Source organism: Streptomyces sp. NPDC018029, from assembly GCF_044327655.1.
Lineage (GTDB): Bacteria > Actinomycetota > Actinomycetes > Streptomycetales > Streptomycetaceae > Streptomyces.
In genome coordinates this window covers 198,324-221,179 of the sequence record NZ_JBIRFV010000011.1, presented here as the reverse complement: position 1 = coordinate 221,179, position 22,856 = coordinate 198,324, and the positions used below count along the sequence as shown (strand labels likewise).

Here is a 22,856-nt window from a genome sequence, read left to right as displayed (position 1 = left end):
GTGCGACTCACGCCCACCGAACGCGACCGGCTGCTGCTCTTCGGGGCCGCCGAGCTCGCGAGGTCCCGCAAGGCGCGCGGCCTCAGACTCAACGTCCCGGAGGCGACCGCGCTGATCGCCGACACGGTCTGCGAGGCCGCCCGCGACGGCGCCCGGCTCGCCGAGGCCGTCGAGCGGGCCCGCTCGGTGCTCGGCCCGGACGACGTGCTGCCCGGCGTCGCGGACGTGGTGACCGAGGTGCACGTGGAGGCCGTCTTCGACGACGGGTCCCGGCTCGCGGTCGTCTCCGACCCGATCGGGGAGGGCCTCGGAGACGAGGCGCCTGGCGCGCTGCTGCCCGGGCCGCTGCACGAGGACGCGGCCCCGGCCGTGACGCTGACCGTGCACAACACCGCCACCGTGCCGGTCTCCGTGACCTCGCACTTCCACTTCTTCGAGGCCAACCCCCGGCTCGACTTCGACCGCGCCGCCGCGTACGGCATGCGGCTCGCCGTGCCCGCCGGGTCTTCCGTCCGCTTCGGGCCCGGCGAGAGCGTCGACGTCGGGCTGCTGCCCATCGGTGGCGAGCGGATCGCCATCGGCTTCGCGGGCCTGGTGGACGGGCCGCTGGACGCGCCGGGCGCCCGCGAGGAGGCGCTGCGCCGCGCCGCCGCCTGCGGCTATCTCGGCGTACCGGAAACCATTGAGCAGGAGGTCGAGCGATGAGCCGCCCCGGAGGACACGCCGCCGAACCGCGCCGTCTCACCCCGTACGAGTACGCCGCCACGCACGGCCCCCGCGCCGGCGACCACGTCAGGCTCGGCGACTCCGGCCTGACGATCCGCGTGGAGTCCGACGCCCAGAAGTACGGCGACGAGTTCCTCGCCGGCTTCGGCAAGACCGCCCGCGACGGCCTGCACCTGAAGGCCGCCGCCGTCCGCGAGACCTGCGACGTCGTCATCAGCAACGTCGTCGTCATCGACGCCGTGCAGGGCATCCGCAAGGTGTCCATCGGCATCAGGGAGGGCCGCATCCACGCCATCGGGCGCGCGGGCAACCCCGACACCCTCGACGGCGTCGACGTCGTGGTGGGCACCGGCACGTCCATCGTGTCGGGGGAGGGCCTGATCGCCACCGCCGGGTCCGTGGACACCCACGTCCACCTGCTCTCGCCCCGCATCATGGAGGCCTCCCTCGCCTCCGGCGTGACCACGATCATCGGCCAGGAGTTCGGGCCTGTGTGGGGCGTCGGCGTCAACTCGCCGTGGGCGCTGCGCCACGCGTTCAACGCCTTCGACGCCTGGCCGGTGAACATCGGCTTCCTCGGGCGCGGCTCGTCCTCGCACGACGCGCCGCTCATCGAGGCGCTCGCCGAGGGCGGCGCGTCAGGCTTCAAGGTGCACGAGGACATGGGCGCGCACACCCGCGCCCTGGACACCGCGCTGCGCGTCGCCGAGGAGCACGACGTCCAAGTCGCTCTGCACAGCGACGGGTTGAACGAGTGCCTCTCCGTCGAGGACACCCTGAAGGTGCTCGAAGGTCGCACCATCCACGCCTTCCACATCGAGGGGTGCGGCGGCGGTCACGTACCGAACGTCCTGAAGATGGCGGGCGTGCCGAACGTCATCGGCTCCTCCACCAACCCCACCCTGCCCTTCGGCCGCGACGCCGTCGCCGAGCACTACGGCATGATCGTCTCGGTCCACGACCTGAAGACCGACCTGCCGGGCGACGCGGCCATGGCCCGCGACCGCATCCGCGCCGGGACGATGGGCGCCGAGGACGTGCTGCACGACCTGGGCGCCATCGGCATCACCTCGTCCGACGCGCAGGGCATGGGCCGCGCGGGCGAGACCGTCCGCCGCACCTTCGCGATGGCCGGGAAGATGAAGGCCGAGCTCGGCCCCATGGCGGGCGACGGTCCGCACGACGACAACGCGCGCGTCCTGCGCTACATCGCCAAGCTGACCATCAACCCCGCCCTCGCCCACGGCCTCGCCCACGAGGTCGGCTCCATCGAGGTCGGCAAGCTCGCCGACATCGTGCTGTGGCGCCCCGAGTACTTCGGCGCCAAGCCGCAGCTCGTCCTCAAGTCCGGCTTCCCCGCGTACGGCGTCGTGGGCGACCCGAACGCCGCGACCGACACCTGCGAACCCCTCGTCCTCGGCCCGCAGTTCGGGTCGTACGGAGCCACGCCCGCCGACATCTCCGTGGCGTTCGTCGCGCAGGCCGCCGTTGACCAGGGCAACGACCTGATGCCCACGCGCCGCCGCCGGGTCGCCGTGCGCGGCACCCGCGGCATCGGCCCCGCCGACCTGCGCCTGAACTCCCGCACCGGGGCCGTCGACGTGGACCAGCGCTCCGGCCTCGTCACCCTCGACGGCGACCCGGTCCGCTCCGAGCCCGCCGACTCCGTCTCCCTCAACCGCCTCTACTTCCTTTAAGGGTTTACGTCATGTCTGCTGCCGCCGACGGCTTCCGCATGCCCGCCGAGTGGGCCCCGCACGAACGCACCTGGATGGCGTGGCCGTGCCCCAACCCCACCTTCGACGACCCCGAGGACCTCGACGAGTCCCGCATCGCCTGGGCGAACGTCGCCCGTGCCGTACGCCGCTTCGAGCCGGTCACCGTGGTCTGCGGGCCCGGCCAGGCCACGTACGCCGAGGAGCTCCTCGGCCCGGACATCGACATCACCGAGCGCGAGCTCGACGACGCCTGGATGCGGGACATCGGGCCCACCTTCCTCACCGACGGGAAGGGCCAACTGGCCGCCGTCGACTGGACGTTCAACGGCTGGGGCGCCCAGGAGTGGGCCCGCTGGGACCACGACTCCAAGATCGGGGCGCACGTCGCCGACCTCGCCGGAGCCCGCACGTACGCCTCGAAACTCGTCAACGAGGGCGGCGGCATCCACGTCGACGGCGAGGGCACCGTCCTGCTCACCGAGACCGTCCAGCTCGGCCCCGAGCGCAACCCCGGCTGGACCAGGGAGCAGGTCGAGGCGGAGATCCACGCCCACCTCGGCACCACGAAGGCGATCTGGCTGCCGCGCGGCCTCACCGCCGACTATCCCGGCCACGGCTACGGCACCCTCGGCCACGTCGACATCGTCGCCGCCTTCGCCGCGCCCGGCGTCGTCCTCGTCCACTCCCAGCGCGACCCCGCCCACCCCGACTTCGAGGTCAGCAAGGAGGTCATCGCGACCCTCCAGGGCCAGACCGACGCCCGCGGCCGCACCCTGCGGATCGTCGAGGTGCCCGCCCCGACCGTCCTCAAGGACGACGAGGGCTGGGTCGACTACTCCTACATCAACCACTACCTCTGCAACGGCGGCGTCGTCCTGTGCGCCTTCGGCGACCCGAACGACGAGCTCGCGGCGGGCATCTTCCGCGGTCTCTTCCCGGACCGGACCGTGACGCTCGTGGACGCCCGTACGATCTTTGCCGGGGGTGGTGGCATCCACTGCATCACCCAGCAGCAGCCGAAGGTGTGATCAAGGAGTACGGGATGGCCGGTCAGGCCCGCGCGCGGAAGAACGCCCCACCGCGTGAGGACGTCATGGCGGCCGCCATGGAGATGATCGCCGAGCGCGGCCTGGAGAAGCTGACCATGGCCGCGCTCGGCCGCGAGGTCGGCATGAGCTCCGGCCATCTCCTCTACTACTTCCGCACCAAGGACGAGCTGCTCCTGCGCACCCTGGAGTGGAGCGAGGGCCGCCTCGGCGCCGAGCGCGGCCGCCTCCTGGCGCGGCAGGGCACGGCCCGCGAGCGCCTTGACGCGTACGTCGACCTGTACGTCCCCGACGCCGTCGGCGACCCCCACTGGACGCTCTGGCTCGAGGTCTGGAACCGCTCCCTCAACGCCGACGAGGAGGGCCGCGACCGGCAGGCCGCCATCGAGGGCGCGTGGCACCGCGACCTGGTGGCGCTGCTCGCCGAGGGCGTCTCGCGCGGCGAGTTCGCCCCCGTCGACCCCGACCGCTTCGCGTCCCGCCTCCGGGCGCTGCTCGACGGGTTCTCCATCCACGTGGCGATCGGGCTGCGGGGGACGGGGCGGGACCAGGTCCTCGCGCACGTGCGGGAGTTCCTGGACGGGGCGCTCACGCCGGGCGCCTGAGCGTCCACACGCCGCCCGCATCGTGAGACGGGGCAGCGCGCTGTGTGCGGGCTGTGGCAGGCTGCCACCGTGCTCTCGTTCGCCATGATTATTGGCAGCAGGCGCGCCGGTCCGCAGTGACCGTCTCGTACCCATCACGTACGGGCGGACACCGTCGCCTCGACCCGCGCGCAGACCTCTCGCACCCGCGAGGGGTTTTTTCGTTTCCCGGCCCAACTGCAGCCGGACACGGAGCGCGCGGGATCATTGGGGGTGGTGGAGCCGGTCATTCCGGTAGACCGAGATCCGACACAGGAGCCAGATCAGCATGACGGAAACCAGCGCACCCGACGATTCCTTCCACGTCTTCGACACGACGCTGCGCGACGGCGCGCAGCGCGAAGGCATCAACCTCACCGTCGCGGACAAGCTGACCATCGCCCGGCACCTGGACGACTTCGGCGTGGGCTTCATCGAAGGCGGCTGGCCCGGCGCCAACCCGCGCGACACCGAGTTCTTCGCGCGGGCACAGCAGGAGATCACCTTCCGGCACGCCCAGTTCGTCGCCTTCGGCGCCACCCGCCGCCCCAACGCCAAGGCGGCCGACGACCCGCAGGTCAACGCCCTCCTCGGCTCCGGCGCCCCCGTCATCACCCTCGTCGCCAAGTCCCACGACCGGCACGTCGAACTGGCCCTGCGCACCACCCTCGACGAGAACCTGGAGATGGTCCGCGACACCGTCTCCTACCTCGTCTCCGAAGGCCGCCGCGTCTTCGTCGACTGCGAGCACTTCTTCGACGGCTACCGCGCCAACCCCGAGTACGCCAAGGCGGTCGTGCGGACCGCCGCCGAGGCCGGCGCCGACGTCGTCATCCTCTGCGACACCAACGGCGGCATGCTGCCCGCGCAGGTCCAGGCCGTCGTCTCCACCGTCGTCGCCGACACCGGCGCCCGGCTCGGCATCCACGCCCAGGACGACACCGGCTGCGCCGTCGCCAACACCCTCGCCGCCGTCGACGCCGGCGCCACCCACGTGCAGTGCACCGCCAACGGCTACGGCGAGCGCGTCGGCAACGCCAACCTCTTCCCCGTCGTCGCCGCCCTGGAACTGAAGTACGGCAAGCAGGTCCTGCCCGAGGGCTCGCTGCGCGAGATGACCCGCGTCTCGCACGCCATCGCCGAGGTCGTCAACCTCACGCCCTCCACCCATCAGCCATACGTGGGCGTCTCCGCCTTCGCCCACAAGGCGGGGCTGCACGCCTCCGCGATCAAGGTCGACCCGGACCTCTACCAGCACATCGACCCGGACCTCGTCGGCAACCGCATCCGCATGCTCGTCTCCGACATGGCGGGCCGCGCCTCCATCGAGCTCAAGGGCAAGGAGCTCGGCGTCGACCTCGGCGGCGACCGCGCGCTGATCGGCCGCGTCGTCGACCGGGTCAAGGAGCGCGAGCTCCAGGGCTACACGTACGAGGCCGCCGACGCCTCCTTCGAGCTGCTGCTCCGCGAGGAGGCCGAGGGCCGGGCCCGCCGCTACTTCCGCGTCGAGTCCTGGCGGGCCATCGTCGAGGACCGCCCCGACGGCACGCACGCCAACGAAGCGACCGTGAAGCTGTGGGCCAAGGGCGAGCGCATCGTCGCCACCGCCGAGGGCAACGGCCCGGTCAACGCCCTCGACCGGGCGCTGCGGGTCGGCCTGGAGCGGATCTACCCGCAGCTCGCCAAGTTGGAGCTCGTCGACTACAAGGTCCGCATCCTGGAGGGCAAGCACGGCACGTCCTCCACCACGCGCGTCCTGATCTCCACCACCGACGGCGTCGGCGAGTGGTCGACCGTCGGCGTCGCGGAGAACGTCATCGCCGCGTCGTGGGGCGCGCTGGAGGACGCGTACACCTACGGCCTGCTGCGGGCCGGGGTCGAACCGGTGGAGTAGCCCGGGTACGCCGCGGAGCCGACTGGGTTACGTTCGAAGTATGAAGAATCGGACGAAGCGGATCACTGTCGGACTATCCGGGCTGCTGCTCGCCCTGGGTGCCGTGTCCTTCACCGCGGCGCCCGGGGCTCCGGACCCCTCCGCCGTGTCGGTGGTGGCCGACGCCTGGGAGAAGAGTCCGGTGTACGTCGATCCCGCGGCGTCGGACCAGCTGTCGGGGGAGCAGGCCGACGCCCTCGCCCAGCGGATCGAGAGGGCCGACAAGCCGGTCTTCGTGGCCGTCCTGCCGGACGACTTCCCGCAGCAGAACCTCTTCCAGCGGCTGCGCGCCGAGACCGGCGTGACCGGGGTGTACGCCGTACGGCTCGGCGACGGGTTCGACGCGAAGGCCGACCGGTCCGTGCTGACGGGCAACGCCGTCGGCAACCTCGTCTCGCTGGTGCAGGGGGAGGACACCGCGGCCCAGCTCGACCACTTCGTCGACCAGGCCCTCGCGCAGGCGGGCGGCAGGGCCCCGGATTCGTGGGACGGCGGCCCGGGCCACGGGATCTCGGTGGGCGCCCTGGTCGGGGTCGGCGTGGTCGTCGTGGCGGGCGCCGCCGGGGCGTACGCGATCGTGCGGCGCAAGAAGCGGCGCCACGAAGAAGTGCAGCGCGAGTCGCTGCGCAAGCTGTCCGTCGTCGTCGACGAGGACATCACCGCGTTCGGCGAGGAGCTGGACCGGCTCGACTTCCACCCCGCGGAGCCGGGGGCGGACGACGCGATGCGCGCGGACTACGAGCGCGCGCTGGACGCGTACGAGAAGGCGAAGTCGTACATGGCCGCCGCGACCCGCCCCGAGGACGTGCGGGGCGTCACCCAGGCGCTGGAGGACGGACGCTTCTCGCTGGCCCTGCTCGCCGCGCGGCGGGAGGGGCGCGAGCTCCCGGAGCGGCGCGCCCCGTGTTTCTTCGACCCGCGGCACGGGCCTTCGGTCGAGGACGCGGCATGGGCGCCCGCGGGCGGGGCCGAACGCTCGGTCCCGGTGTGCGCGGCGGACGCGGCACGCCTCGCGGACGGCCGGGACCCGATGGTGCGCACCGTGGCCACGGAGTCCGGGGAGCGACGGCCCTACTGGGAGGCCGGGCCCGCGTACGGGCCGTGGGCCGGCGGCTACTTCGGCGGGGGCATCCTGCCGGGTCTCCTCGTCGGCACGATGCTCGGCGGAATGATGATGAGCCCCGCGTACGCGGCGGACTACGGGCCCGGGTACGGCGACGCCGGCGGCTTTGAAGGCGGCGACTTCTCGGGAGCGGACTTCGACCCGGGGGACTTCGGCGGCGGAGGCGACTTCGGCGGGGGCGGGGACTTCGGGGGCGGGGGCGACTTCGGGGGTGGGGGCAGCTTCTGAGGCGGGCGAGCTTCTGAGGCTCCGGGGCCTGCTGAGGCTTCTGGAGGGGTGATGGGGGCTCAGTCGGCCTGTGGGTCGGTCGGCGGGAGCGTCACCGGCCAGCGTCCCGGATGTCCGGGTGGCAGCGCCAAGTCCCGTCGTACGGCCGCGTAATACGCCTCGCGTGCGGCGCGCTGGCGCTCCAGCAACTCGGCCCACGCCTCGGGGTCATGGGTGTCCTCCCGCAGGAACCGCTCCATCCGGATCACCAGGAGCACCCAGGCCCGCGCCTCCTCGACCACGTCCGGTGCGCCGAGCATGAGCAGCGCCTCACCGGCGGGGTCGCGGGCTTCCGCGGCCTGGGTGAAGTGGGGGACGGCCTCCTCGGGCGAGAGGGGGTGCGGGTGCGGGTCGTTGCCCAGGTGGGCGGCGACGCGGTAGGTGAGGCTGACGGTCTGCCGCAGGACCCGGGCGTACTCGGTGTAGACGGCGAGCCGCCGCTCCTCCCAGCGCGCCGCCTGCTCCCGCCGGAACCGGATGCGGTCCCCCCGGGTGATCGCCACGTAGGAACCGAGCGCACCGATGATCACGCCCATGAGGGCGGGGAGTTGTCGTATGAACTCGTCCACGCCGAAACGTTAGCGCGGTCAGGAACCCGCCTTGATCGCCGAGATGTCGAAGTTCAGCTTGATCTTGTCGGAGACGAGCATGCCGCCGGTCTCCAACGCGGCGTTCCACGTGAGGCCCCACTCCGAGCGCAGGATCTCGGCCTTGCCCTCGAAGCCGACGCGCTCGTTGCCGAAGGGGTCCTTGGCCGAGCCGTTGAACTCCAGGTCGATGGAGAGCGGCTTCGTGGTGCCCAGGATCGTCAGGTCACCGGTGACGCGGTAGTCGTCGCCGCCCAGGGCCTCCGTCTTCGTGGAACGGAAGGTCATCTGCGGGAACTCGTCGGTCTTGAAGAAGTCGGCGCTCTTCAGGTGGCCGTCGCGGTCGGCGTTGCCGGTGTCGATGCTGTCCATCGTGACGTCGAGGGAGGCCGTCGAGCGGGACGGGTCCGTGCCGTCCAGGTGCAGCGTGCCCGTGAAGTCGAGGAAGGAGCCCTTGACGTTCGTGACCATGGCGTGGCGGGCGACGAAGCCGATCGTCGTGTGCGCCGGGTCGATCGTGTAGTCGCCGGTCAGCGCGGCGAGCTCCGGGCTGACCGGCGCGGGGGCGGCGGCAGCGGCGGGGGCGGTGGTGGTGGCGGTTTCGTTCTTGCGGCCGAAGATACCCATGACGTGCTCCTTGAGATCTGGAGATCCGGAGATCTGTTGAATGTTCAACGAGAACGACGGTAGCGCGATTCTGTTCAACATTCAACCTATCTGGCAAAGTCGGCGTGTTTTCGGCGCTTGGCGCCGGGTGGTGCCACCTGTGTGCGTGGTGGCGCCATTCTGCGCCAGGCGGCGCGCCACCTTTGCTGACCTGGGGAAACGGTCACTTGTGCGCCCGTGTGCCGCATCGGTGGTGTCGCCAAAGCTTGCGGTGGCGCCATTCTGATGCCATGATGGCGTCATGAACCTCACGCAGTACGTCGACCAGCTCCGGCAGGAGCTCGCGGTGGCCGCCGAAGCGGGCGGCGACGAAGCCCGTGCCCTGGCCGAGCGCCTCACCGCACCGCTGGAATCGGCCGCCCGGCTCACCCTGTTGAACGCGCTGTCCGCCGCCGCGGAGGAGATCACCGTCGATCTCGCGCCGGGCTCGGTCGACGTGCGGCTGCGTGGGGTAGACCCCGAGTTCGTCGTGACGCCGCCGCCGGCGGTGGAGGCCTTCGACGCACGGGCGGAGTACGCGGCCCTCATGGCCGCCGCGCCCGCGCCGCCCCCGCCCCCCGCCGCACCCGACGCGGCGGACGACGGCGGCACCGCCCGGATCAACCTCCGGCTGCCCGCCCACGTCAAGGCCCGCGTCGAGGAGGCGGCGAACCGCGACGGCCTCTCGGTCAACGCCTGGCTCGTCCGAGCGGTCTCCGCCGCACTGGACCAACCCGACGCCCGGACGGTCATGACGGCGAACCGCGAGGCCCGGAGCTCGGGCAACGGGTTCACCGGCTGGGTGCGCTAGCCCCGGCGCTCTCGCGGGACTCCGCAGGACTCGCGGGCCTCACGGGCCTCACAGGACTTCGTTTCACCCTTCACCGATCGAGCCATACGGGCTCGCCGAGCCGGCAGGACGGGACAGCCATGCCTTCTTTCGACACCCCCAAGCCCATCACCGCCACCATCACCTTCGACGCGGGAAGCCTCAAGATCGTGGCGGGAGACCGCACGGACACCGTCGTCGACGTCCACCCCAGCAGCGAGGCCCAGGAGGGCGACGTCAGGGCGGCCGGCCGTACCCGCGTCGAGTTCTCCAACGGCAAGCTGCTGGTCAAGGGGCCGAAGGAGCGCTCGCTCTTCGGCAAGGGCCCGTCGATCGACGTGGAGATCGCGCTGCCGGCCGGTTCCGAGGTGCACGCCACGACCTCCATGGCGCACCTTACCGCCGAAGGCACCCTGGGCGACTGCGAGTTCAAGACGTCCGCGGGTGACGTGCAGGTGGAGCGGGCGGCCGGGGTCCGTCTGAACACCGGCTACGGCGAGGTCACCGTGGGCCGCGCGAACGGCCCGGCCGACATCCGCACCGGCTCCGGCGAGGTCCGCGTCGGCGAGGTCAAGGGGACCGTCTCGGTCAAGAACTCCAACGGCAACACGGGCCTCGGCGACATCGAGGGCGGCATCACGGTGAAGGCGTCCAACGGCTCCGTCACCGTCGACCGCGCCGCCGCCGACGTCAGCATCAAGACGGCCAACGGCCCCATCCGGGTGGGTGAGTTGGCGCGCGGCGAGGCCGGCCTCGAAACCGCCGCAGGCAAGATCGAGATCGGCATTCCGGAGGGTACGGCCGCCTGGCTCGACGTACGGACGAAGACGGGCAACGTACGCCAGTCGCTGGAGGCGTCGGACGCGCCCGGCGAGCCCGCGGACACGCTGAAGGTGCGGGCCCGCACGTCGATGGGCGACATCGTGATCCACCGCGCCTGACCCCGCACGCGCCACCCCGCCCCACCCCACCGCCCCGCCTCACCCCCGACCCCCTCATCCCCAGCTGCCGACCCGGCAGCCGCCCGGGACCAGAATCGAACTGGTGTCCGGTACTGAAGCTGCCCTCCCACGCACGCCCTCGAACTGCCCCCCGGCGCACGCCCGAGCTGCCCTCCCACGCACGCCCAAGCTGCCCTCCTGCGAAAAGGAACGGACATGCCCACGCCCCACCAGACGCGCCCGGCGGCGATCACCGCCACCGGTCTCCGCAAGTCCTACGGCGAGAAGACCGTCCTCGACGGCATCGACCTGAACATCCCGCAGGGCACGATCTTCTCCCTGCTCGGCCCCAACGGCGCGGGCAAGACGACCGCCGTGCAGATCCTCTCCACCCTCATCTCCGCCGACGCGGGCGAGGCACGGGTGGCGGGCCACGACCTGGCTGCCGAACCCGACGCGGTGCGTGCCGCGATCGGTGTCACCGGCCAGTTCTCCGCCGTCGACAACCTCCTCACCGGCGAGGAGAACCTGACGCTCATGGCCGACCTGTACGGCTACGGGCGCCGCCAGGGCAGGCACCTCGCCGCCGACCTCATCGAGCGGTTCGATCTCGTCGAGGCGGCCGGGAAGCCCGCCTCGACGTACTCCGGCGGCATGCGGCGCCGCCTCGACATCGCCATGACCCTGGTCGGCAGCCCGCGCGTGATCTTCCTGGACGAGCCGACCACCGGACTCGACCCGCGCAGCCGGCACGGCATGTGGGAGATCGTCCGCGAACTCGTCGCCGACGGCGTGACCATCTTCCTCACCACGCAGTACCTGGAGGAGGCCGACCAACTCGCCGACACCATCGCGGTGTTGAGCGGCGGCAGGCTGGTGGCCCAGGGCACCCCCGCCGAGCTGAAGCGCCTCGTCCCCGGCGGCCACGTCCAGCTGCGCTTCGCCGACGTCAGGGGGCTGGAGACCGCCGCGCGACTGCTCGGCACCGGCAGCCGCGACGACGACGCCCTGACCCTCCAGGTCCCCAGCGACGGCAGCCTCAAGTCTGTCAAGGCGGTACTCGACCGGATCGACGCCACCGAGATCGAGGTCGAGGCGCTCGCCATCGACACCCCCGACCTGGACGACGTCTTCTTCGCCATGACCGGCAGCCCCGCCAAGCCGTGACCGCCCGCCCCGACCACGAGAGAGCGACGACCCGATGAGCACTGCCACCACCACCCCGGCCGTCACGCGCCCCGGCCGTCCGGTCCCCGCCCGCCCGTCCGCGCTGCACAACTCCCGGACCATGCTGCGCCGCAACCTCCTGCACGCCCGCCGCTACCCGGCCATGACGATCAGCCTGGTGAGCATGCCCGTCGCCATGCTGCTGCTCTTCAACTACGTCTTCGGCGGCACGATGTCGGCGGGCATGGGCGGCGAAGGGGGCGGCGACTACATCGACTACCTCGTCCCCGGCATCCTGCTGATGGCCGTCGGCTCGGGTGTCCTGCCCACCACGGTCGGCGTCTGCACCGACATGACCGAGGGGATCGTGGCCCGCTTCCGGACCATGCCGATCAACGGCTCCTCGGTGCTCACCGGCCGTGCCGTCGGCGCCGTCATCCAGATCATGATCACCCTCGTCCTCGTCACCGGCGTCGCCTTCCTCGTGGGCTTCCGCTCCAGCGCCGACCCCGTCGAGTGGCTCGCCGCCGCCGGTCTCCTCACCCTCATGAGCACCGCGCTCACCTGGCTCGCCGTCGCACTCGGCCAGCTGGTCAAGGCGCCGGAGGCGGCCAGCAGCGTCGCCCTGCCCTTCTCGTTCCTGCTGCCCTTCCTCAGCAGCGTGTTCGTGCCGCTCGACTCGATGCCGGACTGGCTGCGCCACTTCGCCGAGTGGCAGCCCTACACCGCCTTCACCGAGACCCTGCGCGGGCTGCTGACCGGCGGCGAGATCGGCAAGTTCGGGCCGCTCGCGGTGGGCTGGGGCGTCGCCATCGCCCTGCTCGGCTTCGTCTGGGCGCGCTCGCTGTTCAAGCGCGACGCGACGCGCTGACCCCACCGGCCGACCCTTCCCGCGGAGCCACGGGGGTGCCTCGCGGGGAGGGTCGCCGGTTGTCGGCCCCCGCCAATTCGGTGGGGGCCCAGGAGGAGGCGCTACGGTGCACGCGAGGGAACCCCCGCGCACCGGAGGGCCACCCTGGTGTGAGGTGCCTCTCAGCCGACGGAGGCCCTGCGGAGTCGCGCCCCCTGCGCTCTCTTGTGGAATCCCTACAACGGGAGACGGTCTGAGCCGTCACTTCTTCATGGCCCCGGCGCGCTTCTGTCCGGGGGTGCCAGGAAAACGGCCCGGAGACTGTACAGAGTCGACGGTCCGTTTCCCCGGGGGCGCTCCGTAAGGTCGCTACATGACCGTTTTGGACGAGACCGCTGCCGCCGGGAGCGAGCCCACCGACTCGCATGGCCGCGTGGCCGAACTGCACGAGATCCGTGCGGAGGCGCTGCGCGGGCCGAGCGAGAAGGCGACCGAGGCACAGCACGCCAAGGGCAAGCTGACCGCCCGCGAGCGGATCGAGCTGCTCCTCGACCCGGACTCGTTCAACGAGGTCGAGCAGTTGCGCAGGCACCGGGCCACCGGCTTCGGCCTGGAGGCCAAGAAGCCGTACACGGACGGTGTGATCACCGGCTGGGGCACGGTGGAGGGCCGGACGGTCTTCGTCTACGCGCACGACTTCCGGATCTTCGGCGGCGCGCTCGGCGAGGCGCACGCCACGAAGATCCACAAGATCATGGACATGGCCATCGCGGCCGGTGCCCCGCTGGTCTCCCTGAACGACGGCGCCGGCGCCCGCATCCAGGAGGGCGTCTCGGCCCTCGCCGGCTACGGCGGCATCTTCCAGCGCAACACCAAGGCGTCCGGCGTCATCCCGCAGATCAGCGTGATGCTCGGCCCGTGCGCCGGCGGCGCGGCGTACTCGCCCGCCCTCACCGACTTCGTGTTCATGGTCCGCGACACCTCGCAGATGTTCATCACCGGCCCGGACGTCGTCCGCGCGGTGACGGGCGAGGAGATCACCCAGAACGGCCTCGGCGGCGCGGACGTGCACGCCGAGACGTCGGGCGTGTGCCACTTCGCGTACGACGACGAAGAGACCTGCCTGGCCGAGGTCCGCTACCTGATCTCGATGCTCCCCTCCAACAACCGGGAGAACCCGCCCACCCACGAGTCGGAGGACCCGGCCGAGCGCCGCTCGGACGTCCTGCTCGACCTGGTCCCGGCGGACGGCAACCGGCCGTACGACATGACGAAGGTCATCGAGGAGCTCGTCGACGACGGCGACTACCTCGAAGTCCACGAGCGCTGGGCGCGCAACATCATCTGCGCCCTGGCCCGCCTGGACGGCCAGGTCGTCGGCATCGTCGCCAACCAGCCGCAGGCGCTGGCCGGCGTCCTCGACATCGAGGCGTCCGAGAAGGCCGCGCGCTTCGTGCAGATGTGCGACGCCTTCAACATCCCGATCCTCACCCTCCTGGACGTGCCCGGCTTCCTGCCCGGCGTCGACCAGGAGCACGGCGGCATCATCCGCCACGGCGCCAAGCTCCTGTACGCGTACTGCAACGCCACCGTCCCGCGGATCTCGCTGATCCTGCGCAAGGCGTACGGCGGCGCGTACATCGTCATGGACAGCCAGTCCATCGGCGCCGACCTCACCTACGCCTGGCCGACCAACGAGATCGCGGTCATGGGCGCCGAGGGCGCCGCGAACGTGATCTTCCGGCGTCAGATCGCGGCCGCCGAGGACCCCGAGGCGATGCGCGCGCGCATGGTCAAGGAGTACAAGGCCGAGCTGATGCACCCCTACTACGCCGCCGAGCGCGGCCTGGTCGACGACGTCATCGACCCGGCCGAGACCCGCGAGGTCCTCATCAAGTCCCTCGCGATGCTCCGCAACAAGCACGCCGACCTGCCCTCGCGCAAGCACGGCAACCCTCCGCAGTAGCGGTCACCACACCGCGTCCGCGCCGCAGTAGCCCACAAGGAGAAGCTGCACGATGACACCCCCCGACATTCGCGTAGAGAAGGGCCACGCCGAGCCCGAGGAAGTCGCGGCCATCACCGCGATCCTGCTGGCCCGCGCCGCCGCCCAGCCCGCCGCTCCCACCGCCCGCCGCGGCCGCGACAAGGCCGGCTGGCGCCGCCTGGAGCGCACCCCGGGCTTCCGCGCCCCGCACAGCTGGCAGGGCTGAGCCCCTCCGCTCTCGGGCCCCGTTCTCCTTCGGGAGGGCGGGGCCCGCGCGCGTTCCTACCCCTCCTCGCGGGGCCGCGTCAGGTGCGTCACCGCCGACTCCGCCAGCGGCCGGACCGCCGGATGCCAGGCGCGGCCCCGCGGCCCGCTCAGGACCAGGCGCCGCGCGGCCCGCGGCTCCACCGGCAGCAGCACCAGGTCGGGCGGGACCAGGGAGCGTGAGACCTCGGACAGGACGGTCACGCCGAGGCCCGCCTGCACCATGCTGATCAGGGTGGCCAGGTCCCGCACCCGGTGCGCGGGGGTGAAGCGCAGCCCGGCCAGGTCGTGGAGCGCGCGGACCCGGTCCTCGCAGCTGTTGGGGGAGATCAGGAACTCGTCGTCCTCCAGATCGCGGACGTCGACGGCCGCCTCGCCCGCCAGGGGGTGATCGCGGGGGAGCAGGGCGCGGTAGCCGTCCAGGGCGAGCTGGGTGCCGGGGCCGGGCGGCGGGTCGATCAGGACGGCGGCGTCGGCCGTGCCGTTCTCCAGCCACTCCGCGACCTCGGCGCTGTCGCCCTCGAAGACGCGCACGGTGATCCGCGGCCGGTCCTGCCGCCAGTGCCGCAGCAGCCCGGGCAGCAGGCCCTGGCAGACCGTGGGCGTCGAGGCGAGCCGCACGGTACCCGTCACCGCCCCGGCGTCGGCGGCGATCTCAGCCACGGCCCCGACCGCCGACAGCGCGGCCCGGGCGTGCGGCAGGACCCGCTCCCCGAGCGCCGTCGTCCGCACCGGCCCGGACCGGACGAGGAGCGGGCCCGCCAGCTCGCGTTCGAGGGAGGCCACGGCGTGCGACACCGCCGACTGGCTCATGCCGAGCTCGGCGGCGGCCGCGCTGAACCCGCCCGCGTCGACCACCGCGACAAAGGCCCTGAGCTGCGGGAAGTTCACGGTCATGAGGCGGCCTCATAGGTCTATGACGGCTATGCGTTGGATCAATGGTGCCAGGTGGGGCGAGAGTTGCCCGTGCCGCCGACGCGGCTGATCACCGGAGAACGACGTGAGGAGAGCCATGCCCCACATCAGGGCCACCGTCACCGACCCCGCCCTGCCCGCCGACACCGCACGGGCCCTCGCCGAGGGGCTGACCGGCCTGGCGGTCACCGCGCTCGGCAAGTCCGCCGAGCGCACCGTCGTCCACCTCGACCTCGTCCCCGCCGACCGCTACTACGTCGCGGGGAAGCCCCTGACCGGCGGCCGCGACGCGCACCTGGAGGTCAGCATCACGGCGGGCACCAACAGCGCCGAGGAGAAGGCCGCCTTCATCACCGGGGCCGCCGCGTTCCTGCCGGAGCTCCTCGGCCCGCTCGCCCGCGGCGGCGTCGCCCTGCACGAACTGCACCCGGAGAGCTACGGCTACCAGGGCGTCACGCAGTTCGCGCACTGCCGCCGAAACTGACAGAGGCCCGCACGCCGAAGCGTGCGGGCCGTCGTCCGCGTACGGGCAACAAAAGAAGAGCGTTAACGGAGCCGCGCCATCAGCGCGTGCTCGACCAGCGTGATCAGCGCGCTCTTCGCGTCCGCGCGGTGGCGGGCGTCGGTCGTGATGATCGGGGTGTCCGGGCCGATCTGCAGCGCCTCGCGCACCTCGTCGGGCGTGTACGGCTGGTGGCCGTCGAAGCCGTTGAGGGCGATGACGAAGGGCAGCCCGGAGTTCTCGAAGTAGTCGACGGCGGGGAAGCAGTCGGCGAGCCGCCTCGTGTCGACCAGGACGACCGCGCCGATGGCGCCACGGACCAAGTCGTCCCACATGAACCAGAAGCGGTCCTGACCCGGCGTACCGAAGAGGTACAGGATCAGGTCCTGGTCCAGGGTGATGCGACCGAAGTCCATGGCCACCGTCGTGGTGGTCTTGTCTCCGGTGTGGGTCAGGTCGTCGATGCCCGCTGACGCGGACGTCATGACGGCCTCGGTGCGCAGCGGGTTGATCTCAGAGACCGCCCCGACGAACGTGGTCTTGCCCACGCCGAAGCCGCCCGCCACCACGATTTTCGCGCTGGTGGTGGAGCGGGCTGTTGCTCCGCCGCTAGAGCTTGCGAAGTCCACTGAGCACCCTTTCGAGCAGTGTCACGTCTGGCTGGCCGCCGGCGGACTCGTCGCCGCCGGGCTGATGGATGGCGACAAGTCCGGCCTCCGCCAGGTCGGCTACGAGGATCCGGGCGACGCCGAGGGGGATGGAGAGGAGCGCCGAGATCTCGGCGACCGACTTGATCTCCCGGCACAGGTTGCAGATGCGCTGATGCTCGGGCAACTGGCCCTGCAACTGGTGCGGTTGTGCGGTGGTGTGCACCAGCGCCTCGATGGCGAGCTGGTAGCGCGGCCTGGTGCGGCCGCCCGTCATGGCGTACGGGCGCACCAGGGGGTTGCTCGCCGACCCGGCGGGCGCCGGTTCAGGGGCGCGCCGCTGGGGGTGCACCGGCTGGATGCGGGGCGCGCGCGCCGGGGTGCCCTGGTCGTACGGACGCGGCCCCGGCTGCTGGGGCTGCGCGTACGGCTGGCGGCGGTGGCTCGGCGCGGAGGGGAAGTTGTACCTGTTCGGCCCGCCGTCGTGCTGACCACCCTGGCCATGACCAGGGGACCAGTTCGCCGATGACGAACCGTCTGGGGGTGTTGCCACGTTTCTTCCTCCTCCAACTGTGCCGGGCCCATCACTGTGGAGCCGCGTCCCGAAACCTTACGGGCACAAGACGCGAAAACGCACCGTCTGTCTGTTAGTTGAGAAGGCTCCCCTGGAGCTCCGCGCGCAGGTCCGGCGTGAGAACGGTGCCCGCGCGGTCGACAAGAAGTGCCATCTCGTACCCAATGAGACCGATGTCCGCATCCGGGTGGGCGAGAACGGCGAGCGAGGAACCGTCGGAAATGGACATGATGAAGAGAAATCCTCGCTCCATCTCCACAACGGTCTGGGTCACGGAGCCGCCCTCGAAGATCCGGGAGGCCCCGGCGGTCAGCGAGGTAAGGCCGGAGGCGACGGCCGCGAGCTGATCGGCGCGGTCGCGGGGGAAGCCTTCGGACATCGCCAGAAGGAGTCCGTCGGCGGAGACCACCACTGTGTGGGACACCCCGGGGGTGTTGTCCACGAAGTTGGTGATCAACCAGTTCAGGTTCTGTGCCGCCTGGCTCATCGGGCTCACACTAACGCTCCTGGTTGTAGGTGCTATCAGGGCTGAAGCCCTGGCCATTCGTGTCACTGCTCGAGTTGCGTCCCCGCTGGACGCCGCGGCGCAGGTTGCTCAGCCTGCCCCGCACTTCCTCGGGGTCGCGGGAGACCTGGGGGCCGCCCTGTGGGGTCTGTTCCGCGGTGCCCTCGACCAGATTGGCCTTGGGCACCCGCCGCGGGAGCCCGGACGAGGTGACCCCGCCCGCCTTCGGCTCCTTGAGGCGCTCGGCTCGCTGCCAGCGCTCGTCGTTGGACGAACGCCAGTCGTCCTTGCCCTCGCTCGGGGCGGGGGAACTCTCGTTCCCGTTCGCACCGGAGGAGCCCCTGCGGGGGAGGCCCGCGTCGGTCATCTCGTGGACGACGGACGGAGTCGGTCCCGGCCGGTCGAAGCCTACGCGCTCGTCGTCGGCCGCGGGGGCCGCCTGCGCGGATTCCGCTTCCTGGCCGTACTCGGTCTGGTAGCCGTCAGCGGTGGGCCAGTCGTCCTGACGGGACCGCTCCGGATAGGGCAGCTGCTGGTCCTGGTAGCCGGCCGCGCCATCCGAGCCGTCAACGTAGTGCTGCTCGGCCGGCGCGTACTGCTCGGCGCCGTAGCCGTTCTCGGCGTACTGCGCGTCGGTGTACTGCGGCTGTGCGTACTCACCGGTGGCGTACTGCTCGTTCTCGTACGCGCCGCCCTGGTCGTACGTGGCCTGCTGGTGCTCGTCGTACGCGGGGGCCTGCTGGTCGTAGCCGCCCTGCTGCTCGTACACACCCGGCTGCGGCTGCTGTGCCTGCTGCTGCGGCTCGACCTCGTCGCGGAAGAGCGGGCGGTGGGCGCCGGGCTGCTGGGCCTGCGCCTCCAGGGCCGCGCGGCGCTCCTCACGCATCAGCGAACGGCCGACCGGGTCCAGCTCGGGCTGCACCTCGCCGCCGTCACCGTGGTAGCGGCTGTCGTCGAAGCCCAGCTCCGCGGCGGTGCGCAGCGGCTCGGCCGCAAGGACCTGCTGCTCAGGGATGATCGAGGAGACGGTGAACTCGTCCTGCGCGGGCTGGTCGCCACCGCCACCGTGCGTGATCGCGTCCGGCAGCATGACCAGCGACGTGGTGCCCGCCTGCTCGCCCGAGGGGCGCAGCTGCACGCGGATGCCGTGCCGGTCGGAGAGCCGGCCGACCACGAACAGACCCATGCGCTGCGAGATCGCGGCGTCCACGGTCGGCGGGTTGGCCAGCTTGTGGTTGATGTCCGCGAAGTCCTCGGCGGTGAGACCGATGCCCTTGTCGTGGATCTCGACCATGATGCGGCCGTCGGGCAGCCGGGTCGCGGTGACACGGACCTTGGTCTGCGGGGAGGAGAACGTGGTGGCGTTCTCCAGGAGCTCGGCGAGCAGGTGCACGAGGTCGGTCACGGCCAGGCCGTGGATCTCGGCCTCCGGGACGCCCTGCAGCTCGATGCGCTCGTACTGCTCCACCTCGGAGGAGGCGGCGCGGAGCACGTCGACCAGCGGGACCGGCTGGTCCCAGCGGCGGCCCGGCTCCTCGCCGGAGAGGACCAGGAGGTTCTCGCCGTTGCGGCGCATACGGGTCGCCAGGTGGTCCAGGCGGAAGAGGTTCTCCAGCTGGTCCGGGTCGGCCTCGTTGTTCTCCAGGTCGGTGATGAGGGTCAGCTGGCCCTCGATCAGCGACTGGTTGCGGCGCGACAGGTTGGTGAAGATCGCGTTGATGTTGCCGCGGAGCAGCGCCTGCTCGGCGGCGAGCCGCACGGCCTCGCGGTGCACCTGGTCGAAGGCGCGGGCGACCTCGCCGATCTCGTCCGTGGAGTTGATCGGGATGGGCTGCACGCGGGTGTCCACGCGGCCCGGGTCGGTGCGCGACAGCTGGTCGACCAGCATCGGAAGGCGCTGCTCGGCGATGCCGAAGGCGGCGGTACGCAGCTGACGCATCGCCTTGGACATCTGGCGGGCCATCATCCCGGCCAGGATGAAGGCGGCGAGCAGCGCGAGCACCACGATGGCGCCGGTGATGTACGCGTTGCGCTGCGCGGTGGCGGCGATGTCGGACGCCTCGTCCACGGCCTTGTCGGCGAGGTCCGACTCGATGGTGCGGTAGGCGTCGAACTTGGCGGTGGTGGTGGCCCACCAGGCCTTGGGCGTGATGCCCTTGCCGGCCAGCTCGACGCGTGCGCTCGGCTGGGTGCTCGGCATGGTGGCGATGGCCGCGACCATCTTGTCCTGCGAGAGGGCCGGGCCGCCCTGCTTCTCGGCGGCGGCCGCCAGCTCCTTCTTGGCGTCCTCCAGCTTGGCGACGTCCTCGGGGGTGCCGCCGCCGGTGTACTCCTCGATGGCGATGCGCTCCAGGTAGGCGTACGAGGAGAACGAGGTGCGCTGGAGCGTGAACGAACCGGTGCCGGGGCCCGGCTCGACCAGGAGGTGCGTGCCGATGGACCGCTGGAGGGAGAGCGCTGCCTTGGAGAGCGAGATCGCGTAGACGGTGCGGCCGTAGCTGGTGATGTTGCCGGTGCCCAGACCGAGCTCGTTGGCGAACTCCATCAGCGGGTGCTGGATGGCGACGTAGCCCTCTTCGGTCTTCACACCGGGAAGCTTGGTGGTGTACGCGGCCTGACGCAGCGGGGCGAGCTTCGGCTCGACCTTGTGGAAGGCGTCGAGACGACGGTTGAGGCCTTCCTTGTCCGGCATGCTCTCCGCCGCGGACTTGAACTCGGCGGCGGCCCGGTCGGTGGCCTTGCGGGCCTTGACGACGACCGGGTCGTTCCGCTTGCCGCGCAGCAGGGGAGCGGCGGTGAGGTCGCGCTCCTCGATGAGGCGGTTGCCGTAGTTCAGCGACGCCCGCACCAGGCGGGCGGTGCTCTCGGCGTCCTGGGCCTCGCTCCAGGTGTCGATGGAGCCCTTCACCTGGAAGCCGCCCATGACGAGACCGACGAGCACGGGTATGAGCAGGATCGCGTTCAGTCTGGTCGGCACGCGCCAGTTGCGGGGCGACATCCGCCCGCCGGAGGGAGCCGGGGACTCGTTGCCGGGGGCGGCGCTCACGTCAACGGGGGACGCCGCTGTGCGCGGCGGCGGGGTGAAGTTGCCCCGCGCGTCCCCGGTGGGGGATGCCGCGGGACTCGGCTTGCTTCGCCTCACTCGACCAACAACCTCTCGGCGGCGGCACTCACGTCGTGCCGCTGTCGTCTCCAAGGCCCGTGCTACTGGGCAGTTCAGCGCATTCCAGCACGTCAGGGGCTGCTCTTCCAAACACCAGGAAGGGCCGGTTCCGAGTGGTGTAAGCCTCAGATAAATCGGTCATAAAGAGCGAGCCCCGCCAAAAGGCGGGGCTCTTGTGAGCACAGCGACACCAGGTGACCGCGACGCGTGGCGGTTACCTTGCAATTCTCTGTCGAAACGTTATGAACACGGCGCACGGCCGTGTCAAAGGACACAGGCCGCTCCGGTTTGACTACGACAACTGCCGTACGGACCTGCCTACTTGAGACGTGCCATAAGTGCGTGTTCGACCAGCGTGATCAAGCCACTCTTTGCGTCCGCACGGTGTCGCGCGTCCGTCGTGATGATCGGTGTTCCCGGGCCGATCTGCAGCGCCTCGCGCACCTCGTCGGGCGTGTACGGCTGGTGGCCGTCGAAGCCGTTGAGGGCGATGACGAAGGGCAGTCCGGAGTTCTCGAAGTAGTCGACGGCCGGGAAGCAGTCGGCGAGCCTGCGGGTGTCCACGAGCACGACCGCGCCGATGGCGCCGCGCACGAGGTCGTCCCACATGAACCAGAAGCGGTCCTGACCGGGCGTACCGAAGAGGTACAGGATCAGGTCCTGGTCCAGGGTGATGCGGCCGAAGTCCATGGCGACGGTGGTCGTCGTCTTGTCCCCGGTGTGGGTCAGGTCGTCGATGCCCGCTGACGCGGACGTCATGACGGCCTCGGTGCGCAGCGGGTTGATCTCGGAGACGGCCCCGACGAACGTGGTCTTGCCCACGCCGAAGCCGCCCGCCACCACGATCTTCGCGGAGGTGGTGGAGCGGGCCGAGCCCGAGTCACTAGAGCTGGCGAAGTCCACTGAGCACCCTTTCGAGCAGTGTCACGTCTGGCTGGCCGCCGGCGCTCTCGTCGCCGCCGGGCTGGTGGATGGCGACGAGCCCGGCCTCCGCCAGGTCCGCCACGAGGATCCGGGCCACACCGAGCGGCATCGACAGGAGCGCGGAGACCTCGGCCACCGACTTGACCTCACGGCACAGGTGGCAGATCCGCTGGTGCTCGGGGAGCATCCCCATCAGCTGGGCCGGGTCGGCCGTGGTGCTCACCAGCGCCTCGATGGCGAGCTGGTAGCGGGGCCGGGTGCGGCCGCCGGTCATCGCGTAGGGCCGCACCAGCGGCTGGTCGCCCTCCATTCCGTACGAGGCGTCGCCGTACGGGTTGTGAGAGGCGGTGGGCGGGGTCATGGATCCTCCGGGCGGGACAGCAGGTCATCTGCGTGTGCCGTCTGACAGAGCCGGTGGGGGCAGTGTGGCGGCCGGACGGTTGGTCAGTACGTTCGGTCGGTGGGGCGGCCGAAGGGGGAAGGCTTCGGAGCGTGCTCCGGGCTAGTGGAGCAGGCTGCCCTGCAGCTCGGCGCGGAGGTCCGGGGTGAGGACGGCGCCCGCGCGGTCGACGAGGAGGGCCATCTCGTAGCCGACGAGGCCGATGTCGCACTCGGGGTGCGCGAGCACGGCCAGGGACGAACCGTCGGAGACGGACATGATGAAGAGGAACCCCCGCTCCATCTCCACCACGGTCTGGGTGACGGTGCCGCCCTCGAAGATCCGGGAGGCCCCGGCGGTCAGCGAGGTAAGGCCGGAGGCGACCGCGGCGAGCTGGTCGGCGCGGTCGCGGGGGAAGCCTTCGGACATCGCCAGAAGGAGTCCGTCGGCGGAGACCACCACTGTGTGGGACACCCCGGGGGTGTTGTCCACGAAGTTGGTGATCAACCAGTTCAGATTCTGTGCCGCCTGGCTCATCGGG

The 22,856-nt window shown here is 71.3% G+C and carries 23 protein-coding genes; 13 read left to right on the top strand and 10 right to left on the bottom strand.

From position 1 onward, the window contains the following. From ureA to ACH4D5_RS31050, 6 genes are all read left to right on the top strand, one after another. Complete coding sequence (gene ureA / locus ACH4D5_RS31075) at positions 1-705, top strand: urease subunit gamma (RefSeq protein WP_398308800.1); 705 nt, start codon at positions 1-3, stop codon at positions 703-705. After that, complete coding sequence (locus tag ACH4D5_RS31070) at positions 702-2,423, top strand: urease subunit alpha (RefSeq protein ID WP_398308798.1); 1,722 nt, start codon at positions 702-704, stop codon at positions 2,421-2,423. Before ureA ends, ACH4D5_RS31070 begins: the two co-directional genes overlap by 4 nt. An 11-nt stretch (positions 2,424-2,434) precedes the next feature. Beyond that, on the top strand, positions 2,435-3,472 hold the full coding sequence (locus ACH4D5_RS31065) for an agmatine/peptidylarginine deiminase (RefSeq protein WP_398308796.1): 1,038 nt from the start codon (positions 2,435-2,437) through the stop codon (positions 3,470-3,472). A gap of 14 nt (positions 3,473-3,486) precedes the next feature. After that, positions 3,487-4,095 carry a TetR/AcrR family transcriptional regulator gene (locus tag ACH4D5_RS31060; protein ID WP_398308794.1) on the top strand — a complete coding sequence of 203 codons (609 nt, stop codon included), beginning with the start codon at positions 3,487-3,489 and terminating at the stop codon, positions 4,093-4,095. A gap of 307 nt (positions 4,096-4,402) precedes the next feature. Further along, on the top strand, positions 4,403-6,007 hold the full coding sequence (cimA, locus tag ACH4D5_RS31055) for a citramalate synthase (RefSeq protein ID WP_398308792.1): 1,605 nt from the start codon (positions 4,403-4,405) through the stop codon (positions 6,005-6,007). Between the two features lie 40 nt (positions 6,008-6,047). Beyond that, positions 6,048-7,397 (top strand): hypothetical protein, encoded by a 1,350-nt coding sequence (locus tag ACH4D5_RS31050; RefSeq protein WP_398308790.1) that lies wholly within the window; start codon positions 6,048-6,050, stop codon positions 7,395-7,397. Positions 7,398-7,456: 59 nt separating this feature from the next. On the opposite strand, the gene ACH4D5_RS31045 is transcribed toward ACH4D5_RS31050, so the two are convergent. Together ACH4D5_RS31045 and ACH4D5_RS31040 are read right to left on the bottom strand one after the other, a co-directional pair. Then, a complete protein-coding gene (locus ACH4D5_RS31045) occupies positions 7,457-8,005 on the bottom strand; it encodes a hypothetical protein (RefSeq protein WP_398308788.1) in 549 nt (182 codons plus the stop codon). A gap of 18 nt (positions 8,006-8,023) precedes the next feature. Further along, complete coding sequence (locus tag ACH4D5_RS31040; RefSeq protein ID WP_398308786.1) at positions 8,024-8,650, bottom strand: YceI family protein; 627 nt, start codon at positions 8,648-8,650, stop codon at positions 8,024-8,026. Between the two features lie 280 nt (positions 8,651-8,930). Here ACH4D5_RS31040 and ACH4D5_RS31035 point away from each other — a divergent pair, with 280 nt between their 5' ends. The 6 genes from ACH4D5_RS31035 to ACH4D5_RS31010 all read left to right on the top strand — a co-directional run bounded on the left by ACH4D5_RS31035 (position 8,931) and on the right by ACH4D5_RS31010 (position 14,668). Continuing rightward, on the top strand, positions 8,931-9,479 hold the full coding sequence (locus ACH4D5_RS31035) for a hypothetical protein (protein ID WP_398308784.1): 549 nt from the start codon (positions 8,931-8,933) through the stop codon (positions 9,477-9,479). 119 nt (positions 9,480-9,598) lie between these two features. Beyond that, positions 9,599-10,438, top strand: a complete 840-nt coding sequence (locus ACH4D5_RS31030; protein ID WP_398308782.1) for a DUF4097 family beta strand repeat-containing protein — start codon at positions 9,599-9,601, stop codon at positions 10,436-10,438. Positions 10,439-10,654: 216 nt separating this feature from the next. Then, a complete protein-coding gene (locus ACH4D5_RS31025) occupies positions 10,655-11,605 on the top strand; it encodes an ATP-binding cassette domain-containing protein (RefSeq protein ID WP_398308780.1) in 951 nt (316 codons plus the stop codon). A gap of 34 nt (positions 11,606-11,639) precedes the next feature. Continuing rightward, complete coding sequence (locus tag ACH4D5_RS31020; RefSeq protein ID WP_398308778.1) at positions 11,640-12,476, top strand: ABC transporter permease; 837 nt, start codon at positions 11,640-11,642, stop codon at positions 12,474-12,476. A gap of 352 nt (positions 12,477-12,828) precedes the next feature. Beyond that, positions 12,829-14,421, top strand: coding sequence for an acyl-CoA carboxylase subunit beta (locus ACH4D5_RS31015; protein WP_398308776.1), 1,593 nt, complete (start codon positions 12,829-12,831; stop codon positions 14,419-14,421). Positions 14,422-14,473: 52 nt separating this feature from the next. Beyond that, entirely contained in the window at positions 14,474-14,668 is a 195-nt protein-coding gene (locus tag ACH4D5_RS31010) for an acyl-CoA carboxylase subunit epsilon (RefSeq protein ID WP_398308774.1), read from the top strand. A 56-nt stretch (positions 14,669-14,724) separates the two neighbouring features. Here ACH4D5_RS31010 and ACH4D5_RS31005 read toward each other — a convergent pair whose 3' ends face one another. After that, the gene (locus tag ACH4D5_RS31005) at positions 14,725-15,603 is read right to left on the bottom strand and encodes a LysR family transcriptional regulator (protein WP_398308773.1); all 879 of its coding nucleotides are present in this window, start codon (positions 15,601-15,603) and stop codon (positions 14,725-14,727) included. 115 nt (positions 15,604-15,718) lie between these two features. Here ACH4D5_RS31005 and ACH4D5_RS31000 point away from each other — a divergent pair, with 115 nt between their 5' ends. Beyond that, a complete protein-coding gene (locus ACH4D5_RS31000; protein WP_398308771.1) occupies positions 15,719-16,105 on the top strand; it encodes a 4-oxalocrotonate tautomerase family protein in 387 nt (128 codons plus the stop codon). A 62-nt stretch (positions 16,106-16,167) separates the two neighbouring features. On the opposite strand, the gene ACH4D5_RS30995 is transcribed toward ACH4D5_RS31000, so the two are convergent. The 7 genes from ACH4D5_RS30995 to ACH4D5_RS30965 all read right to left on the bottom strand — a co-directional run bounded on the left by ACH4D5_RS30995 (position 16,168) and on the right by ACH4D5_RS30965 (position 22,852). Further along, positions 16,168-16,752: an ATP/GTP-binding protein gene (locus ACH4D5_RS30995; protein ID WP_030361923.1), complete on the bottom strand. Its 585-nt coding sequence runs from the start codon at positions 16,750-16,752 to the stop codon at positions 16,168-16,170. Then, the gene (locus ACH4D5_RS30990; RefSeq protein ID WP_398308769.1) at positions 16,733-17,323 is read right to left on the bottom strand and encodes a DUF742 domain-containing protein; all 591 of its coding nucleotides are present in this window, start codon (positions 17,321-17,323) and stop codon (positions 16,733-16,735) included. The genes ACH4D5_RS30995 and ACH4D5_RS30990 overlap by 20 nt, the downstream gene beginning before the upstream one ends. A 94-nt stretch (positions 17,324-17,417) precedes the next feature. Beyond that, positions 17,418-17,831, bottom strand: coding sequence for a roadblock/LC7 domain-containing protein (locus tag ACH4D5_RS30985; RefSeq protein WP_030787419.1), 414 nt, complete (start codon positions 17,829-17,831; stop codon positions 17,418-17,420). Between the two features lie 10 nt (positions 17,832-17,841). Continuing rightward, positions 17,842-20,991: a nitrate- and nitrite sensing domain-containing protein gene (locus tag ACH4D5_RS30980; RefSeq protein ID WP_398308767.1), complete on the bottom strand. Its 3,150-nt coding sequence runs from the start codon at positions 20,989-20,991 to the stop codon at positions 17,842-17,844. 339 nt (positions 20,992-21,330) lie between these two features. Next, positions 21,331-21,915, bottom strand: a complete 585-nt coding sequence (locus tag ACH4D5_RS30975; RefSeq protein WP_362998169.1) for an ATP/GTP-binding protein — start codon at positions 21,913-21,915, stop codon at positions 21,331-21,333. Further along, complete coding sequence (locus tag ACH4D5_RS30970; protein WP_398308765.1) at positions 21,896-22,297, bottom strand: DUF742 domain-containing protein; 402 nt, start codon at positions 22,295-22,297, stop codon at positions 21,896-21,898. The genes ACH4D5_RS30975 and ACH4D5_RS30970 overlap by 20 nt, the downstream gene beginning before the upstream one ends. A 141-nt stretch (positions 22,298-22,438) precedes the next feature. Then, positions 22,439-22,852: a roadblock/LC7 domain-containing protein gene (locus ACH4D5_RS30965; protein ID WP_030787430.1), complete on the bottom strand. Its 414-nt coding sequence runs from the start codon at positions 22,850-22,852 to the stop codon at positions 22,439-22,441. Between the last annotated feature and the right edge of the window lie 4 nt (positions 22,853-22,856).

Bases quoted from the DNA above. Each gene is read 5' to 3' on its own strand.
- ACH4D5_RS31015 (WP_398308776.1), top strand. From the start codon at position 12,829: ATGACCGTTTTGGACGAGACCGCTGCCGCCGGGAGCGAGCCCACCGAC.
- ACH4D5_RS31050 (WP_398308790.1), top strand. From the start codon at position 6,048: ATGAAGAATCGGACGAAGCGGATCACTGTCGGACTATCCGGGCTGCTG.
- ACH4D5_RS31005 (WP_398308773.1), bottom strand. From the start codon at position 15,603: ATGACCGTGAACTTCCCGCAGCTCAGGGCCTTTGTCGCGGTGGTCGAC.
- ACH4D5_RS30985 (WP_030787419.1), bottom strand. From the start codon at position 17,831: ATGAGCCAGGCGGCACAGAACCTGAACTGGTTGATCACCAACTTCGTG.
- ACH4D5_RS31060 (WP_398308794.1), top strand. From the start codon at position 3,487: ATGGCCGGTCAGGCCCGCGCGCGGAAGAACGCCCCACCGCGTGAGGAC.
- ACH4D5_RS31030 (WP_398308782.1), top strand. From the start codon at position 9,599: ATGCCTTCTTTCGACACCCCCAAGCCCATCACCGCCACCATCACCTTC.
- ACH4D5_RS30970 (WP_398308765.1), bottom strand. From the start codon at position 22,297: ATGACCCCGCCCACCGCCTCTCACAACCCGTACGGCGACGCCTCGTAC.
- ACH4D5_RS31035 (WP_398308784.1), top strand. From the start codon at position 8,931: ATGAACCTCACGCAGTACGTCGACCAGCTCCGGCAGGAGCTCGCGGTG.
- cimA (WP_398308792.1), top strand. From the start codon at position 4,403: ATGACGGAAACCAGCGCACCCGACGATTCCTTCCACGTCTTCGACACG.
- ACH4D5_RS30965 (WP_030787430.1), bottom strand. From the start codon at position 22,852: ATGAGCCAGGCGGCACAGAATCTGAACTGGTTGATCACCAACTTCGTG.
- ACH4D5_RS31070 (WP_398308798.1), top strand. From the start codon at position 702: ATGAGCCGCCCCGGAGGACACGCCGCCGAACCGCGCCGTCTCACCCCG.
- ACH4D5_RS31020 (WP_398308778.1), top strand. From the start codon at position 11,640: ATGAGCACTGCCACCACCACCCCGGCCGTCACGCGCCCCGGCCGTCCG.
- ACH4D5_RS31040 (WP_398308786.1), bottom strand. From the start codon at position 8,650: ATGGGTATCTTCGGCCGCAAGAACGAAACCGCCACCACCACCGCCCCC.
- ACH4D5_RS31025 (WP_398308780.1), top strand. From the start codon at position 10,655: ATGCCCACGCCCCACCAGACGCGCCCGGCGGCGATCACCGCCACCGGT.
- ACH4D5_RS31065 (WP_398308796.1), top strand. From the start codon at position 2,435: ATGTCTGCTGCCGCCGACGGCTTCCGCATGCCCGCCGAGTGGGCCCCG.
- ACH4D5_RS31010 (WP_398308774.1), top strand. From the start codon at position 14,474: ATGACACCCCCCGACATTCGCGTAGAGAAGGGCCACGCCGAGCCCGAG.
- ACH4D5_RS31000 (WP_398308771.1), top strand. From the start codon at position 15,719: ATGCCCCACATCAGGGCCACCGTCACCGACCCCGCCCTGCCCGCCGAC.